14 protein-coding genes are annotated in these 17,411 nt (G+C 28.8%); 10 read left to right on the forward strand and 4 right to left on the reverse strand.

What is annotated here, in order from left to right:
• On the forward strand, positions 1-650 hold a 650-nt coding region (locus tag RDX53_RS11400; RefSeq protein ID WP_307994181.1), incomplete at its 5' end, for an MATE family efflux transporter.
• A gap of 101 nt (positions 651-751) precedes the next feature.
• Here the strand turns inward: RDX53_RS11400 and RDX53_RS11405 are convergent.
• Positions 752-1,333: a TetR/AcrR family transcriptional regulator gene (locus tag RDX53_RS11405; protein ID WP_195930154.1), complete on the reverse strand. Its 582-nt coding sequence runs from the start codon at positions 1,331-1,333 to the stop codon at positions 752-754.
• Between the two features lie 181 nt (positions 1,334-1,514).
• Between RDX53_RS11405 and RDX53_RS11410 the strand changes: the two genes are divergently transcribed.
• Together RDX53_RS11410 and RDX53_RS11415 are read left to right on the forward strand one after the other, a co-directional pair.
• Positions 1,515-2,909, forward strand: a complete 1,395-nt coding sequence (locus tag RDX53_RS11410) for an MMPL family transporter (protein ID WP_307994182.1) — start codon at positions 1,515-1,517, stop codon at positions 2,907-2,909.
• Positions 2,878-3,102, forward strand: a complete 225-nt coding sequence (locus RDX53_RS11415) for a hypothetical protein (protein WP_243269572.1) — start codon at positions 2,878-2,880, stop codon at positions 3,100-3,102. Before RDX53_RS11410 ends, RDX53_RS11415 begins: the two co-directional genes overlap by 32 nt.
• A gap of 110 nt (positions 3,103-3,212) precedes the next feature.
• Here RDX53_RS11415 and RDX53_RS11420 read toward each other — a convergent pair whose 3' ends face one another.
• Positions 3,213-3,785, reverse strand: a complete 573-nt coding sequence (locus RDX53_RS11420; RefSeq protein WP_295677582.1) for a TetR/AcrR family transcriptional regulator — start codon at positions 3,783-3,785, stop codon at positions 3,213-3,215.
• Between the two features lie 178 nt (positions 3,786-3,963).
• Here RDX53_RS11420 and RDX53_RS11425 point away from each other — a divergent pair, with 178 nt between their 5' ends.
• Together RDX53_RS11425 and RDX53_RS11430 are read left to right on the forward strand one after the other, a co-directional pair.
• Complete coding sequence (locus tag RDX53_RS11425) at positions 3,964-6,072, forward strand: RND family transporter (protein WP_295574141.1); 2,109 nt, start codon at positions 3,964-3,966, stop codon at positions 6,070-6,072.
• 90 nt (positions 6,073-6,162) lie between these two features.
• On the forward strand, positions 6,163-8,118 hold the full coding sequence (locus tag RDX53_RS11430) for a hypothetical protein (RefSeq protein ID WP_307994183.1): 1,956 nt from the start codon (positions 6,163-6,165) through the stop codon (positions 8,116-8,118).
• 207 nt (positions 8,119-8,325) lie between these two features.
• Here RDX53_RS11430 and RDX53_RS11435 read toward each other — a convergent pair whose 3' ends face one another.
• Positions 8,326-9,573 carry an SH3 domain-containing protein gene (locus RDX53_RS11435; protein ID WP_307994185.1) on the reverse strand — a complete coding sequence of 416 codons (1,248 nt, stop codon included), beginning with the start codon at positions 9,571-9,573 and terminating at the stop codon, positions 8,326-8,328.
• 378 nt (positions 9,574-9,951) lie between these two features.
• On the opposite strand from RDX53_RS11435, the gene RDX53_RS11440 reads away from it, so the two are divergent.
• From RDX53_RS11440 to RDX53_RS11460, 5 genes are all read left to right on the forward strand, one after another.
• Positions 9,952-10,626, forward strand: coding sequence for an ABC transporter ATP-binding protein (locus RDX53_RS11440; protein WP_307994186.1), 675 nt, complete (start codon positions 9,952-9,954; stop codon positions 10,624-10,626).
• A complete protein-coding gene (locus tag RDX53_RS11445; protein ID WP_307994187.1) occupies positions 10,626-13,160 on the forward strand; it encodes an FtsX-like permease family protein in 2,535 nt (844 codons plus the stop codon). The genes RDX53_RS11440 and RDX53_RS11445 overlap by 1 nt, the downstream gene beginning before the upstream one ends.
• Before the next feature lie 65 nt (positions 13,161-13,225).
• Positions 13,226-13,900: a response regulator transcription factor gene (locus tag RDX53_RS11450; protein WP_307994188.1), complete on the forward strand. Its 675-nt coding sequence runs from the start codon at positions 13,226-13,228 to the stop codon at positions 13,898-13,900.
• Between the two features lie 128 nt (positions 13,901-14,028).
• Entirely contained in the window at positions 14,029-14,628 is a 600-nt protein-coding gene (locus RDX53_RS11455; protein ID WP_307994189.1) for an IS607 family transposase, read from the forward strand.
• Between the two features lie 78 nt (positions 14,629-14,706).
• Positions 14,707-16,254 carry a transposase gene (locus RDX53_RS11460; RefSeq protein WP_307994190.1) on the forward strand — a complete coding sequence of 516 codons (1,548 nt, stop codon included), beginning with the start codon at positions 14,707-14,709 and terminating at the stop codon, positions 16,252-16,254.
• Between the two features lie 583 nt (positions 16,255-16,837).
• Here RDX53_RS11460 and RDX53_RS11465 read toward each other — a convergent pair.
• Positions 16,838-17,101 carry a hypothetical protein gene (locus RDX53_RS11465; protein WP_307994191.1) on the reverse strand — a complete coding sequence of 88 codons (264 nt, stop codon included), beginning with the start codon at positions 17,099-17,101 and terminating at the stop codon, positions 16,838-16,840.
• Positions 17,102-17,411: the final 310 nt, after the last annotated feature.

The raw sequence follows: 17,411 nt of genomic DNA on the forward strand, positions 1-17,411 counted from the left end.
TTGCGACAAATGTAATTAAAAAGACTACACCAGTATTTTTAAACGATACATTCTGGGCATTTGGTAGCGTACTTTATTCAGTAGCATATGCAACTGCAGGTACGTCAGCTATGGCAGCTAGCCAAATCGCAAGTACAACAGGAAACTTCTTTATAATGACTGCTGTCTGTATAGCTATCGGTTCGTCAATAATGATGGGTAACGAACTAGGGGCAAACAACATAGATACAGCAATAAAATACTCTAAAAAATTCTCTGTATTAGTTACTATTGCGGGAATTTTATTCGGTGCATTATTAATAGCAGCGACTCCAATATTATTAAAATTATTCAGTGTTTCAGATAATTTAGCTCCAGATATCATAAAGATATTTAAAGTTATGGGAGTACTAATGGCGCTTAGAACGTTTAATACATTTATAGTAATAGGTGTGCTTAGAAGTGGTGGAGATACTAAATACTCATTATTCTTAGAAATGGGATGTATGTGGTTAGTTTCACTTCCAATAACATTCTTTGCTGCATACAAAGGAGTACCAATTTATATTTTAGTTGCACTTACTTATACTGAAGAAGTTGCAAAATTCATATTCGGAGTGCCGAGAGCAATTTCTAAGAAGTGGGCGAGAAATATAGTAGATAATATTTAAATAAGTGTTGAAAATAATATAAATAATTTGATACATAATAAAAAGCAACTATAGATATATAAGTTATATCTAATAAGTTGCTTTTTTAATTCTAAGGAAATTTAATTCAAAAGATTAATTCCATCTAAAATCATTTTACTTGTAAGTTGTGCGATTTCTTCTGGTGACTCTTTTAGTCCATTCAGTAACCAAGAATCGATTATACCGATACATCCATATAGTATAAAGTTATAAGAATATGTAAAATGTTCTTCTTTATTAAAATCAAATATATTGATGCATTTTTTAAAGACAATATCTAGTACAAGTTTTTTTAGTTTATTGATAAAAGTGATTTCGCCTGTATCACTTAAAAGCATTGTACAAAAATCAGCATTATCTTTTATAAGTTGAAGTATATCTCTAAGTAGAGGTTCTGGCGAATTTGTAAGATTATTTTCATAGTCAAGGGAGTGTTTGTCTAGTACGTCTTGGAGAGATATAAATAGTGAACTCTCTAATTGCTCAGATAAATCATAAATATCTTTATAATGTAGATAAAAAGTCCCTCTATTTAAATCTGTCAATTCGCAAAGTTCTTTAACAGTTATATCTTTAAGATCTTTTTTCTTTCTAAGTTGTATAAAACCATCTTGAAGTTGTTGTTTTGTTTTTCTTACCCTTCTATCAATTTTTTTCTCCATAACAAATCTCCTTTTATACCCAATTTTATATAATATGTTTATTTTAAGACAATAAGGTTTGTATATGTTGATATTTAAACATGTACGAGACTTATTGATTATTGAAATATAACTATGATGAAATTATAATTTATTTTGAAAAATAAATCAACACGATGTTAATTAAAAGGGGGGCAAATATATGAGGAAGTTTTATGAGGTGATTGTCAATCATAGAAAGACAGTAATCGTTGTGTTTTTCATCAGTGTGGTTATTTGTGCTCTTTGCGGGACTATGGTAAATGTAAATTACGATATGAATGACTACTTGCCAGATGGGACGGCATCAACAGTTGCGCTTGATACTATGAATAAAGAGTATGATATGAGTATACCAAATGCCAGAGTTATGATATCAGATGTAAGCATTTCTGAAGCACTTGATATGAAGCAAAAGCTACTCGATATAGATGGCGTAGATGATGTAACTTGGTTAGATGATGTTGTAGATACTTATATACCTTTGGGAACACAAGATAAAGACGTTGTTGAAAATTATTATAAAGATAACAATGCGTTGTTTACAGTAACAGTAGATGAACAAACAAGACTAGAGACAGTAAATGCAATTAGAAAATTAATTGGAGATGAAAACTCGATGTCTGGTTCAGCAGTCAACACAGCAGTAGCGACACAGGCGACAAATAGCGAGATAAAGAAAATTATTCTTTTAGTATTGCCTATTTGTCTAGCAATTTTATGTATAACTTCACACTCATGGATAGAGCCGATATTGTTATTGGGGACAATTGGGGTAGCGATAATATTAAATAAAGGAACAAATTTAATGTTTGGAACTATTTCATTTGTTACAAATGCAGCAGGTGGAGTATTACAACTAACCGTATCTATGGACTATTCAATATTTTTATTACACCGATTTGAAGAAATGAGAGCACAAGGGCAAGAGCCAAAAGAAGCTATGATAAATGCTTTATGTAAATCGACAAGTTCGATTTTATCGAGTGGTCTTACAACAATAATTGGATTTGCAGCTCTTATACTTATGAGGTTTAAAATAGGTCCAGATATGGGGATTGCAATGGCAAAAGCTATAACATTGAGTTTAATTACAGTATTTGTATTATTCCCTGTTGTACTACTTTATTTTTATCCATTGATTGATAAAACTAGACATAAATATATAGTGCCAGACTTTGAAAAATTCAGCAAAGTAGTGATGAAAGTTATGTTACCTGCAGTAATAGTATTTTTTATCTTGATAGTACCTTGTAATTTGGCACAAAAGATTAATTCATTTTCATACGGCTCATCTAAGCTATTTAGCGAAAATACACAAATAGGTAGAGATACTAGAAAGATTGACAGCATATTTGGAAAATCAAATAATTTAGTTTTGATGGTGCCAAAGGGAGATTTACAAAAGGAAACAGAGCTAAGCGATAAGTTGCATGAAATACCTCAAGTATCTAGCATTATTTCATATGTAGATAGTGCAGGTGCTGAACTTCCTATGATCAATACTTACTCTTGCGGGAGTATTGTTGTGGAAAATCTCAACTCATGGTGTTCTTAGCCAATTGGGACACTTATTAGGTAGGGGAACAGTTTTATCTACTATTATTGTATTATTTGTAATCCCAGGCATGTTGTATATTTTTGATACATTAATAAGAAAGACTACAGTGGGAGCAAATTTTTATGAGGGAAAACCAGAAAAAAAGAAGAGTGAAAAAAGAGAAATAAAAGAAGTAAAAGAAAGCTATTAAAAAAACATTCCCTATATAATAAAAAGACATCTTATTATATAGGGAAGTATATAAGGTTATAAAAATATGATTTATGTATATAATAAAAATTTATGTATGCAAGTTTTAAATTAATGTAATACTGTAACACCATTGAGCATGACTTTGCTCGCTAATTGGGCCATCTCTTGTGGTGATTCTTTAAGACCGCTATTTAGCCATGACTCGATTATACCTATACATCCATAAAGCATAAAGTTAAAGAAATAATCAAAAGTCTCTACCTTTTTAGGCTTACTAAATAGTTCTGTCCAATATTGAAAACATCCATCGCGGATTATGGTTTTTAATTTATTAAAAAATGTCATCTCACCAGTATTACTTAAAAGGCAAGTACAAAAATCGGCGTTTTCTTTTATGATTTCGAATGCTTTACACATAATGGTTTGTGGTGAAGTTTCGCCATCAACTGAATATGAATTTAAAGCCTCTTCAAATTTAAGAATAATTTCATTTTCCATTTGCTCTGATAAATCATATATATCTTTATAATGTAGATAAAAAGTACCTCTGTTTAGATCTGTCAATTCGCAAAGTTCTTTGACAGTGATATCTTTAATACTCTTACTTTTTCTAAGGTGGATAAAACCTTCTTGTAATTGTTGTTTTGTTTTTCTAATTCTTCTGTCAGTTTTTTTCTCCATAATATCCTCCTAAAAAATCAACATATTTAAAAAAAGTGTTGATTTGTATACAAAATAAAATAGTACTGTCTAAATTTAAACAAAATTAAAATCATTGATTATTGAAATTCAACTATTATGAAATTATAATGGATTTTATCATTTAAATCAACACGACGTTAATTAAGGAGGATAATTTATGAGAAAGCTTTATGAGAGTATAGTCAATCATAAAAAAACAGTAATAGTTGCATTTGTTATGGCTATGATTGTTTCTGCAGTTTGCAGTACTATGGTAAATGTCAATTACGACATAAATGATTATTTACCAGATGGGACAGCATCAACAGTGGCTCTTGATACTATGAATGAAGAATACGACATGAGTATCCCTAATGCAAGAGTTATGGTTTCCAATTTGACCGTTGCACAGGCACTTGAGATGAAACAAAAGTTATCAGAAATTGAAGGTGTAGAAGATGTAACTTGGTTAGATGATGTTGTAGATACGGATATACCATTAGAAACAGCTGATAAAGATACTGTAGAAAATTATTATAAAGATAATAAGGCATTATTTACAGTAACAATTAATGAACATACAAGAATTGAGACAGTAAACGCGATTAGAGATTTAATCGGTGACGACAATTCTATGGCAGGGGCAGCAATAAATACAGCTATTGCAGCACAAGCAACAAATAAAGAAGTAAAAAATATAATATTCTTAGTAATACCAATATGTTTAGCAGTTTTATTCTTAACTTCAAGTTCATGGATAGAACCTATATTATTACTAGGGTCAATAGGGGTAGCAATATTACTTAATAAAGGTAGTAACTTAATGTTTGGTACGATTTCATTCGTAACAAATGCAGCCGGTGGTGTACTTCAGTTGGCGGTATCGATGGACTACTCGATATTCTTATTACACCGTTTCCAAGAAATGAGAGAAGAAGGTCAAGCTCCAAAAGAGGCTATGATCAATGCTCTTTGTAAATCGACAGGTTCGATTTTATCAAGTGGACTTACAACAGTAATCGGGTTCGCAGCACTTATACTTATGAGATTTAAAATAGGTCCAGATATGGGTCTTGCAATGGCTAAAGCTATATTCTTAAGTTTAATAACAGTCTTTGTATTATTCCCAGTAGTATTACTATACTGTTATCCACTAATAGATAAAACAAAACATAAATCATTCTTACCTGACTTTGGTAAATTTGGACAATTTGTTACTAAACTTATGGTCCCAGCAGTATTAGTATTTGTATTATTCATAATACCTTGTAACTTAGGTCAAAAAGAGAACTTCTTCTCTTATGGATCATCACAAATATTCAGTACTGATACACAAATAGGTAGAGATACTAAAATAATAGAAGATACTTTTGGAAAATCAAACAACTTAGTTTTAATGGTTCCAAAAGGTGATTTAGAAAAAGAAACTGAATTAAGTAAAAAATTACACGATATGCCAGAGGTTACAAGCATACTTTCTTATGTAGATAATGCTGGGGCTGAGGTACCTATGGATTATGTAGATAATGAAACATTATCTAAATTAATATCAGATAACTACAGTAGATTAGTTCTTACAGTAGATGCTGATTTTGAAGGTGAAAAAACTTTCAACCTTATAGAAGAAATTCGTTCACTAGCTAAATCTTATTATGGAGATAAATATCTTTTAGCAGGTGAAAGTGCAAGTACTTACGACTTAATGGATACTATCACAAAAGACAACGATAGAGTAAATCTTATAGCAATAGGTGCAGTATTTGTAGTATTACTTCTTAGTATGAAATCAATAACTATACCAGTTATATTAGTATTAGCAATAGAAACTGCAATATGGATAAACTTATCAGTGCCATATTTCACAAATGACTTTGTGTTCTATATAGCATACTTAATAATAAGTTCTGTTCAATTGGGGGCGACAGTTGACTACGCGATACTTCTTACAAGTAGATATATGGAAGTTAGAGAGACAGCATCTAAAAAGAAAACTATAGTAGAAACTTTAAGATCTACAACAGTATCAATTATGACATCAGCATCAATACTTACTATTGCTGGTCTTCTACTATGGAAAATATCAACACACGGAATACTTAGCCAATTAGGACATTTATTAGCAAGAGGTACGGCATTATCAACATTAATTGTTCTATTTGTAATTCCGGGAATGTTATATATATTTGATGGATTAATCCAAAAAACAACAGTTGGAGTTAAATTCTTCAATAAAAAAGAAAAAGAATCATACGAAAAAGATGGTTATAAAGGTTTAGAGTTAGACTAAGGTTTTTACCTTAGTTTAACCTAAGATTAAAACGATAAATTTAGTTAATAAAAATAGATTTAAACTTGATAAAATAGGAGAGTGCGTTATATGAAAAATTACAATAAAATCGTTGCAGTTGCGATGGCTGGGGCAATATGTGGTTCTAGTGCATTTACATCAGTTTCATTAGCAGCTACAAAATCAAGTGAAAAGGAAGAAGTAATTTATGCAAATTTAAGTACTTCTGGTGAGATAGAAAAAATATATGCAGTAAACATATTTAAAGATAAAGATATAGTTGACTATGGAAATTACGACGAAGTAAAAAACATGACTTCAAGTGATGAAATAAAATATTCAAATGGAAAAATAACAATAGATAATTCTGGGGACGAATTATACTACCAAGGTATTATGAAATCAAATACTGAAATGCCATGGAATATAAAAGTAAAATATAAATTAGACGGAAAAGAATACAAAGCACAAGATCTTGCTGGTAAAAGCGGTAAATTAGAAATAACAATTTCTATAAAGAAAAACGAAAACTGCAAAAAGAACTTCTTTGAAAACTATGCATTACAAACAGTTCTTCAATTAGATACAAACTTATGTAAAAACATAGAAAGTGAAAGTGCTACTATGGCTAATGTAGGTGGTTTAAAACAACTTACTTATACAATATTACCAGGAAATGAAAAAGAAATAGAAATATCAACAGATGTAACTGATTTTGAAATGAGTGGAATCCAAGTAAACGGAATAAACTTAAACTTAGGATTAGATACTGATTCTATAGATACATCAGCTTTAACTGATCAACTTACAACATTACAAGATGCAGTTTCTGAATTAGATAATGGTGCTAACGAATTAAACGACGGTGCTAATCAGTTAAACACTGGGGCAGTTTCTTTAGCAGATGGTATAAAAACTATACAAGATGGATTAAACCAATTAAACTCAAAATCATCAAGTTTAAATAGTGGTTCTAGTGAAGTATTAAGTGCATTAAAAACAATACAATCATCACTTAACAATGTATCAACTTCAGCAGATGATTTAAAACAATTATCAGCAGCATCTACTAGTATAAAAGGTGGAATAGACAGCTTAGTAGGAGGATTACAAACTGTAAACTCTAGTATAAACCAATACAACAGCAGTTTAGCAAATGCTGGATTAAGCAGTGGTGCAGAACTTGCACAAAAAAACCAAGCAGCTTTACAATCTTTAGGAATTACTAGCACTCAAAGAGCATTATACAGTGCTTATACTTCAGGTGGAAACCAAGCTGTAATAAGCAAATTAGCTCAATTATCTCAATCAGGTAATCAAGAAGCTGCAGCATTATATGCACAAGTAACAGCTGGTAATACAGCAGCAGTTACACAATATGTTCAAACAGCAGGTAAATTAATATCTGTAGAAACTTTATTAAAAGCAGATGCAACATATATATCAGGAAGTTCTCAACTTATAAGCGGAATAAGCGCACAAATGAGTACATCTTCTGGTCAAACAACTTTAATGAGTGGTGCATTATCATTACAAAGTAACTACAAAAAATTTGATGAAAGTATACAAGGTTTAGTGTCTTCATTAAATAACTTAATGGCAAACATGACTCAATTAAAAAGCGGAATAAACAAATTAACTGATAACTATGCAGTTTTAGATAGCGGAATAAAAGAATACACAGGAGCAGTAAGCAAAATAACTGATGGATATGGAAAAGTTTATCAAGGGGCTCTTGATTTAGTAAGTGGAACTAACAGCTTATACAAAGGAACAACTGAACTTACTGAAGGAACTGGTGAATTCAAAAAAGAAACATCAGATCTTGATAAAAAAGTAGATGATGAAGTAGATTCTATGATAGAAAGTTTTGCAGGTGGTGATTTTGAAGTAGAATCATTCGTATCTGACAAAAACACAGATGTAGATTCAGTACAATTCGTAATAAAAACTGAAGATATTAAAAAACAAGAAGTTAAAGCAGTAGAAGAAAAAACTGAAGAACTTAACTTCTGGCAAAAATTATTAAACTTATTCCGTAAATAGGTTTAATAACAAGATAAAAATTTAATAACTTTAATAATAAATTAAATAAACCTAATAAAAAAGCTCTTATAAGTAATGATACTTGTAAGAGCTTTTCTTATATAGGAAATTATATTATAAAGCAATTAAAATATTTGTATAACTTTAATGAGTTATAATTTTAATAAATGGTCTAAATTACTTTAATCTAGATTATTTTAGTCTAAATTATTTTATAGTTAAATAGTCACCATAAACATATCCTATTTTGTCAGTATTTCCGTCTTTATCTTTATATTGTACTTTGTACCAACCATCAGTAGCTTTACCTAATACAGTAATTGTATCGTTTGTATATAATACACCAACTTCTTTAGATTTAGTGTTAGCAGATTCTCTTATAAATACTGCATGAACAGCTACACCAGTTGCTGGATATTTAACTTCAGGAGTAGTAGGTGTATCAGTAGTAGATTTTACAGTAACATATTGAGCAGCTACATAGCCATAACCTTTATTATATTTTATTTTATACCAAGCGTTGTTAGTAGTTTTAGCAACTATTTCAACTTTAGCACCTTTTTTAACGCTACCTATTTGTTTAGAAGAAGTAGAAGCAGCAGCTCTTACTTTTAAGTTGTATTTAGGAGTACCAGTAGCAGTATATTCAGTTTCGCCAGTAGTAGGAGTAGTTGGTGTACTAGAACCTATAGTAACATAAGAACCAGAAACATATCCGAAATCTTTATTGTATTTTATTTTATACCAACCATTAGAAGTTTTAGCTACTATGTCGACTTTAGCACCTTTCTTTAATGAGCCTAATTTATCATAAGAAGTACCGGCACCTTTTCTTACATTAAGGCTATTTTTAGTAGTACCAGTAGCAGTATAAGCTGTTTCAGTAGTTTCTTCTTGTGTAGTAGAAGTTTTTACATAAGAACCAGAGATATAACCATAACCTCCGTTATATTTTATTTTATACCAACCATTAGAAACTTTAGCAACTATATCTACTTTAGCATTTTTACCTAAAGTACCTAATTTAGTTGCTGAAGCAGATGGAGATTTTCTAACATTAAGACTTGTTGTTGTAGTTCCTGTAGCAGTGTATTCTGTTTCAGTTGTCGTTACATCAGAGTCTTTAACAGTTATATAATCTTTATAAGAATATCCATAACTATTTTTATATTTTATTTTGTACCAACCATTAGAAGATTTCGCAACGATATCTACTTTAGAACCTTTAGTTAAAATAGTTATTTTACCATAACTAGTACCAGGTCCTTTTCTTAAAAATACATTACTATTTACTGTACCAGTAGCAGTCATTGCTGTATCTTTTATTGTTGCAGCATAAACTGCGTCTACAGAATTTAAGTTACTGTAATTTGGTAAAGTCGCTATTGACATGCTTCCAGCACAAACGATAGATGCTAGACCAGTTACCATTACTTTTTGAAAATTATTTTTCATATTAAATACCCCCAATAGTTTTTAATTTAGTCTTACGATTTGACGCATACTTTTAAATATTTTTCAAATTACTAATGTTGCTTTAAAATCTTTATTTAAGATTTCTTATTTTCTTTACAACAACTCCATTATAGCATCATAAGTGATTAATGGTTAGAAAAAATATATATTGTAATCAAATAGTAATAAAATTAATGAATAGTAACAATTAGTAACAAAAATGCGAAATAAGATGTATTTTGTAGACAATATTGTAATCAAATAGTAATAAATAAAAAGAAGGAAGAAATTTGTCTACACAAATTTTTAAAGCTGTCATAAGATTGTCAGAAGTTTTTATTAAGATATAAATAGAAAATTAATTATAGAGGTGTAAATATGAGTATATTAAAAGCTGAAAATTTGATAAAAATATATGGTCAAGATGAAAATGAAGTAAAAGCATTAGACAATCTAAGTTTAGAAGTAGAACAAGGAGAATTTGTTGCAATCGTTGGGAGTTCTGGTAGTGGTAAATCAACTCTTTTGAATATGTTAGGAGGCTTAGATAAGCTGACTAGTGGGGATGTATATATAAATAATAAGAAATTAGGCGATATGAAAGATGAAGAACTTACTATATTTAGACGAAGAAATATAGGATTTATATTTCAAAACTATAATTTAGTCCCAATTTTAAATGTATATGAAAATATAGTTTTACCGATTGAGTTAGATGGAGTTAAAATTGATGAAGATTATATAGATTCAATAGTAAATACGCTTGGACTAAATCAAAAATTGACAAATATGCCGAATAATTTGTCGGGAGGACAACAACAGCGTGTTGCCATAGCTAGAGCAATTGCGACAAAACCAGCGATAATTTTGGCAGATGAGCCAACAGGAAACTTAGACAGCAAGACAGGAATGGATGTTATTGGCCTTTTGAAGATGACTAGTCAAAAATTCAACCAAACTATTGTTATGATCACTCATAATGAAGAAATCGCTCAACTTGCAGATAGGATTATAAGAATCGAAGATGGAAAGATTGCAAGAGGTGACGATTAATGAAATTTGAAAACAATAATAAAGAAATAATAAAAAAAATTACAAATAGGTCGCTTAAATCAAATAAAACTAGAAATATTTTTGTAATTATAGCGATAGTTTTGACAACTTTTATGTTGGCATGTGTTTTTACCTTGGGGATAAGTTTTAATAAAAATTATCAACTTATGAATCTAAGAGATGCAGGTAGCACAGCAAATGCTTATTTGAATAATCCAACAGAAAAACAAATTTCACAAATCAAAGATTTAAATATAACAGATAGTATAGGAAAAGAGATTACAGTCGGAAATGTTAATTCAAATAAACTAAAAAATAATGATTCAAAAATATATCTTGAATATATAGACAAAGAAGCTTGGGAAAAACAAATTTCACCAGCAGTTGGAGATATAAAAGGTAATTATCCAGATAAAGAAAATGAAATTATGTTATCGCAATCTGTAATAGATTTATTAAAATTAAAAGATATAAAGCCGGGCGATAAAGTAATATTAAACTGCAATATAAATAAAAAGACAGAATCGATAGAATTTGTAGTAAGCGGTACTTATACAGATTATTCAATGGAAAAAAGAAATGATATAGATAAATTATCATATGTTTCAAATAAATTTGTTAAAAAACATAACTTATCATTAGAAAAAAACGGAATACTTACTATTGATATAAAGGACAGCAAAAAAGAGAATGCAGAAAATATATTAAAATCAGGTGTAGATTTAAATAAAAACCAATCATTTGTAACTTTATATGAACAATCAAATTCTGAAGAAAATGCTAAAATTACGTCTTTAGCTATAGTAGTAATAGTCAGCTTTTTTATGATTTTAAGCGGATATTTATTAATTTACAATATATTATATATTGCTATAACAAAAGATATACAATTTTATGGAATGTTAAAAACAATAGGTGCATCACCAAAACAAATTAAAAAAATTGTAAAAGGACAGGGCTTGAGACTTTCATTAATAGGAATTCCAATAGGTATAATCTTAGCAGTAATAGTATCATTTTTAATAGTACCGTCAGTATTAGAGGGATTTAGTGCAGGGACTTATTACGCAGATATGTTGCCAACAAAGGCACATTTTACACCAGTAGTATTTATAGGAACAATACTATTTTCACTACTTACAGTTTGGATAAGTTGTATAAAACCAGCTAAAATAGCGAGCAAAATTTCTCCAACAGAAGCGCTTAACTATACGGGCAAAAAAAGTAAAAAACAAAAGAAAGACAGAAAATCTACTAATGGTGGCAAGTTGTATAAGATGGCTTGGTATAATGTATTTAGAGACAAAAAGCGAGCTTTATTAGTATTTTTATCATTATTTGTAGGTATAATTACTTACTTAAGTGTAAATACATTTACAAGCAGTTTAGGTTTAGAAAATTATCTTAGAGAATACTATCCACATGATTTTGAAATAGTAGATTTAAATTCAAAGAGTAGTGATAAATTAGACAAAACTATTGATGAAATCAAAAATATAGAAGGGGTTACATCAGTAAATGCAGTAAAATTTGATAGATTAAAAATGGATTTTAATAAAAATGTGATTATGCCTGCTTTAGAAAATTCATATAAATTATATGGAGATCCTGATACTTATAAGCAAAATTTAAATAAATATATACAAAAAATAGAGAAAAATCCATCTAAACTAGAAACTGCAACTGCATTTATAGATAAAGATACTATAGAAAAAATAAATAAAGCAGAAGGCGGAAAAATAGACACAAAAGCATTTAATGAAGGTAAATTAATACTTGTGGATAACTTTTTCTATGACAATAATAAAAACTACGACTTTTCAGATGAAAAATTGACATTTAGAAATAATAAAAATGAAAAAATAATTTCGGCAAATATACAACTATTATCAAGCAATAAAGGTATAGTAAAGTTTATCGAGGATAATGAAGTTGGAGTACCATATATATATATGAGCGAATCTCTTATAAATAAATTTAAAAATGATAAAATGACGCTTTTGGCGACAATAGACTGCAAAAAAGAATATAGCAAGATTATAAAAAAGAAATTAGAAGATACAAAATACAGCACATATGTAAATGCAAAAATAGATGGAGCTGAAAACTTTACACAAAGTAAAATTATGATGAATGTAGTAGGCGGGGGAGTATCATTGATATTTATATTTATAGGCTTGCTTAATTTTATCAACGTCATGGTCACAAATGTCAGTACAAGACTTAGAGAACTTGCTATAATGGAAAGTGTAGGAATGACGAAAAAACAAATTAAAAAAATGCTTACATTTGAAGGATTATATTATGCACTAATAACATTGTGCATGATATTTACACTCGGCATAGGAATAATATATATAATAGCTATGTTGACGGCAAACTTAGCTGATTATGCCAAATTTATTTTCCCAACGAGTCAATTGATTTTTTTAGTCATAATTATAATTTTAGTTTGCACAATAACACCGGGCATAGTATATAAATACAGCTCAAATAAAAGTGTTATAGAAAGACTAAGAGAAATAAATAACTAAAATATGCTGTGGCTTGTAATAATATATTTATTACAAGCCTTAGTTTGCTGTATTAGGAGGGTTTTATGAGAAATATTTTAATTATTGAAGACGACAAAATCTTAAATAAAGGAGTTGCATTTGCTTTAAAAAAAGAGGGGTATAATGTTATAAGTGCATATACAAAACAAGAAGGCAAAACAGCAGTAGATAATAATGAAATTGATTTTTTATTATTAGATATTACCTTACCAGATGGTAGTGGGCTTGATTTATGTAAAGAAATAAAAACAAAAATAAACTTTCCAATTGTATTTTTTACAGCAAATGATACAGAAGAAGATATGATAAAGGGATTTGAATGTGGTTGTGATGATTATATATCAAAGCCATTTTCAGTAGAAGTTTTAAAATTTAAAATAAATGCTATATTAAAAAGAAGTGATATAGTAGAGAAAAAAATATTTATATATAGAGATTTAAAGATGGATTATGATGCAAAGAGAGTTTATAAAAATGATAAAGAAGTTAAATTAAGTGCTACGGAATATAAATTACTTGAGATTCTTTGTAAAAATAAAGGTAGAGCAATGACAAAACAAATACTATTAGATAAACTTTGGGACTATAATGGAAATTATGTAGATGACAACACATTATCAGTAAATATAAGAAGACTGCGCAGAAAGATTGAAGACGACTCTAAAAACCCACAATATATAATTACTTTATTTGGGATAGGGTATATAATCGGAGAATAAATTATGATAAGAAAATCAAAAATTAATAAAAATTATAAAAAATATTAACTGTTTTTATAAAAAATAGTTATAATTATTTTTTACTTATATATAATACAACAAATTAAATGAAAGGAGCTGTATTTTTAATGAAAGCAAAAGAAGTTTTATCTATTTTGCGAATTACACGACCAACATTAACAAAATATGTAAAAAACGGAACTATCAAAGTGCAAGTTTTGCCAAACGGTAGGTATGACTATGATGAAAAATCTGTTTATGATTTTCTTAATAAAAATGTAGATAGAAAAACAGTTCTTTATTGTAGGGTTTCGACTCAAAAACAAAAGCAAGATTTAAAAAATCAAGAAGACTTATTAAAACAATTTTGTTTTTCTAATGGTATAAAAATTAACAATGTTTACAAAGATATTGCAAGTGGAATTGATTTTGAAAAACGAAAAGATTTTTTTATTATGTTAGATGAAATTATTGCTGGTAAAATTGATACTGTTGTAATTACATATAAAGATCGATTAAGCCGAATTGGATTTAACTTATTTACATACTTGTTTCAAAAATATAATTGTAAAATTATTATTGTTAGTGAAATTGGTTCAACAAAACTTGATTCTGAGGAAATATTTGAAGAGATTGTTAGTTTACTTCATTGTTATTCAATGAAACTTTATTCAAATCGCAGAGTTAAAAAACTTAAAGAAATTATTTATAATGATAAATTGTCATAATTTTCTTTAAAAAATCATTGACAATAGTCAATAAATATGATAATATACTTATATAAACGAAGAAGGGAGGCCACGCTCATGTCAAAGAAAAAAGAAGCACTAGAAGATAATGAATTGGAAGCAAAACGAGTTTCTATTTATCAAGTCAAACCAAGCCATCCATTATTTGCATTTTGTGATGATCTTACATTTTGTGCGAAAAATCTTTATAATTTAGCAAATTACTATCTGCGGCAATGTTTTATTTTTCATAAAAGAGAAAACATTCCTAATGATATACAAAAACTTTTTGACGAATTAAATGAATGTATTGATGCATTTAATGAAAAATCAAAAAAATCTTTTATCCTAAAAAAGAAAAAGAATATCAAAGCACTACAAAAAATATATCGTTCATTGAGAGAAGATCATGCAGATAAAGAAGAACTTGTAAAAATTGGAAAACAGTTAGAAACATTATTAAAAGCAGTTTATGTGCCACAACCAAAAATTTCAAAAGAAAATGGGATTTTGTTCTATGATTTTTTAAATTATTATTTTGCACATTGCTTAACAACTGAAGATAATCCATATAAGGCTATGAAAGCACAAACCTCTCAACAAGTGCTTCGTAATCTTTGTAAAGATTGGAAAGGATTTTGTAAAGGATTAAGTGGATATGCAAAAGATTCATCAAAATATACTGGAAAACCACAAATGCCAAAATACAAAAAGAAAGATGGTAGAAAAAAAGTTTCTTTAACAAACCAACAATGCAAAATAGATGGAGAATATTTGACTTGTTCTTTTATACCTGAAAAATTAAAAATTGGGATTGATCATAAAGATTATGTTTTTAAAGAGGCTCGTATTATTCCAATGGGTACAATTTATAAAATCGAAATCGTATGGGATACCATTCAAACGATTGATACAGAGTTTCACGAAAATGCATATATGGGCATTGATTTAGGTGTTAATAATTTTGCAACTATTACAAATACGATTGGTCTTCGACCAATTCTTATTAATGGCAAAATCTTGAAAAGCATGAATCAATATTACAATAAAATGCGAGCAAAATATCAATCAGAATTACCATTTGTTGAAGAAGATGGAACATTACATCAATTGTATTGGTCTAAAAAATTACAAACCTTAACAACAAAAAGAAATAATAAAATGGATCATGAAATGCATAAGATTTCAAAGTTTATTGTTGATTATTGTTTAAGGTATGGAATTGGAACAATTGTTGTTGGACTCAATTCAAATTGGAAACAAGAATGTAATCTTGGAAGAAAAAACAATCAAAATTTTGTAGATCTTCCATTTCGAAGTTTCCTTAATAAATTGAAATATAAAGCAGAAGTTGTTGGTATCAATGTTATCGAAAGAGAAGAATCTTATACTTCACAATCAAGTTTTCTTGATCTTGATGAGATTCCAAATTACGGTGAAAAACATAACTGTGTATTTTCTGGGAAAAGAGTTTATCGTGGATTATATGTAGCTGCAGATGGAACTGAAATCAATGCAGATGTCAATGCAAGTTATAATATTTTAAGAAAAGAATTTCCACATTTATTTACAAAAGAATCTATTAAAACATTATCTTATTTTCCAAAGAAAATAACGATTTACTAATTTAACTATCCGTGTTAATCAGAGGGATGTGTGCCCATTCCATATACATAAAGCGAGCTTACGATTTAAGTCACAGTCGTGGTGCGGAGTGTATAAAAGATTTTAATAGATATGTATAAATATGCAGTATAAATAAAGTTATATAATATTTTTATATATAATTATTTATCGATTTTTATCATATTTATTATTTTCACTGGCATAATATAAAATGATATTCTTAAAACTTCATTGATATTGTCAATTGTCAAAGAACGCAAAATATGATAATATAAAATTATGGCAGAGATGCCATACCTTTCGAAAATTTGATTTTATTTGAATATGATCGCACATGTTGAACTTTCATGTGCAATTATATTTGTTTTTGAAAAAATCTTTGACAAAAGTCAAGAAATCTGATACGATATATACATGGCAGAAAAGCCAAATATTTTTGCATAAATTATATATACCTTTTTACAGTCTCTTGCACATCCTCCGTATGTGAGAGACTTTTTGTATATGAATAATTAACAAAAAGAGAACTTAATATTTGTAAGTTCTCTTCTCTCTTTCTTCATTTTTTCATTAATGCGTTTCATTATTCATAATGTGCTCGAAATTCTTCACATCTATGATCTTTTGCTTCTTGATCATTGCCTATTTGCAATCCAGTTTTCTCAGAATGATACTGCAGATCTGGTCCAATCGAGTTTATACTATTTACAGCATATTTGCAATTACATGCTGCAAATAATCGTCCACGCACAATATCAATTGGTGCAATATAGTTTAATGTGTCACATATTTCTTCAAGCATTTCTTCATTCATTTCTCCTACATATCCATCCAAATAGTCATCCAATATACTCGTATCTACAAACCAATACGCATGATCTGGCTTGTATGGTCCAATATCTTTTCGATATTTTTTCCATTGATTGCAGATATCGTTATGGCTATTTGCATGCGTAAATAGACAATAGCCTTTTGTCTTCAAATCAGTCGTATATAGAATGACCGAATACGCATCATCATTCTTGTGCTTATAAATACCACCACATTTGACATTCATATTAATTTTCCTCCTTTTCGTAAAATGCCAAAAAATCTTTACATGTGTCATTTGATGCTTGGAACGAAGATGAAATGAGATGATAATCTCTCGTACATTC

Origin of the sequence: uncultured Intestinibacter sp., assembly GCF_902468165.1 — a bacterium.
In the GTDB taxonomy this organism is placed as follows: Bacteria; Bacillota; Clostridia; order Peptostreptococcales; family Peptostreptococcaceae; genus Intestinibacter.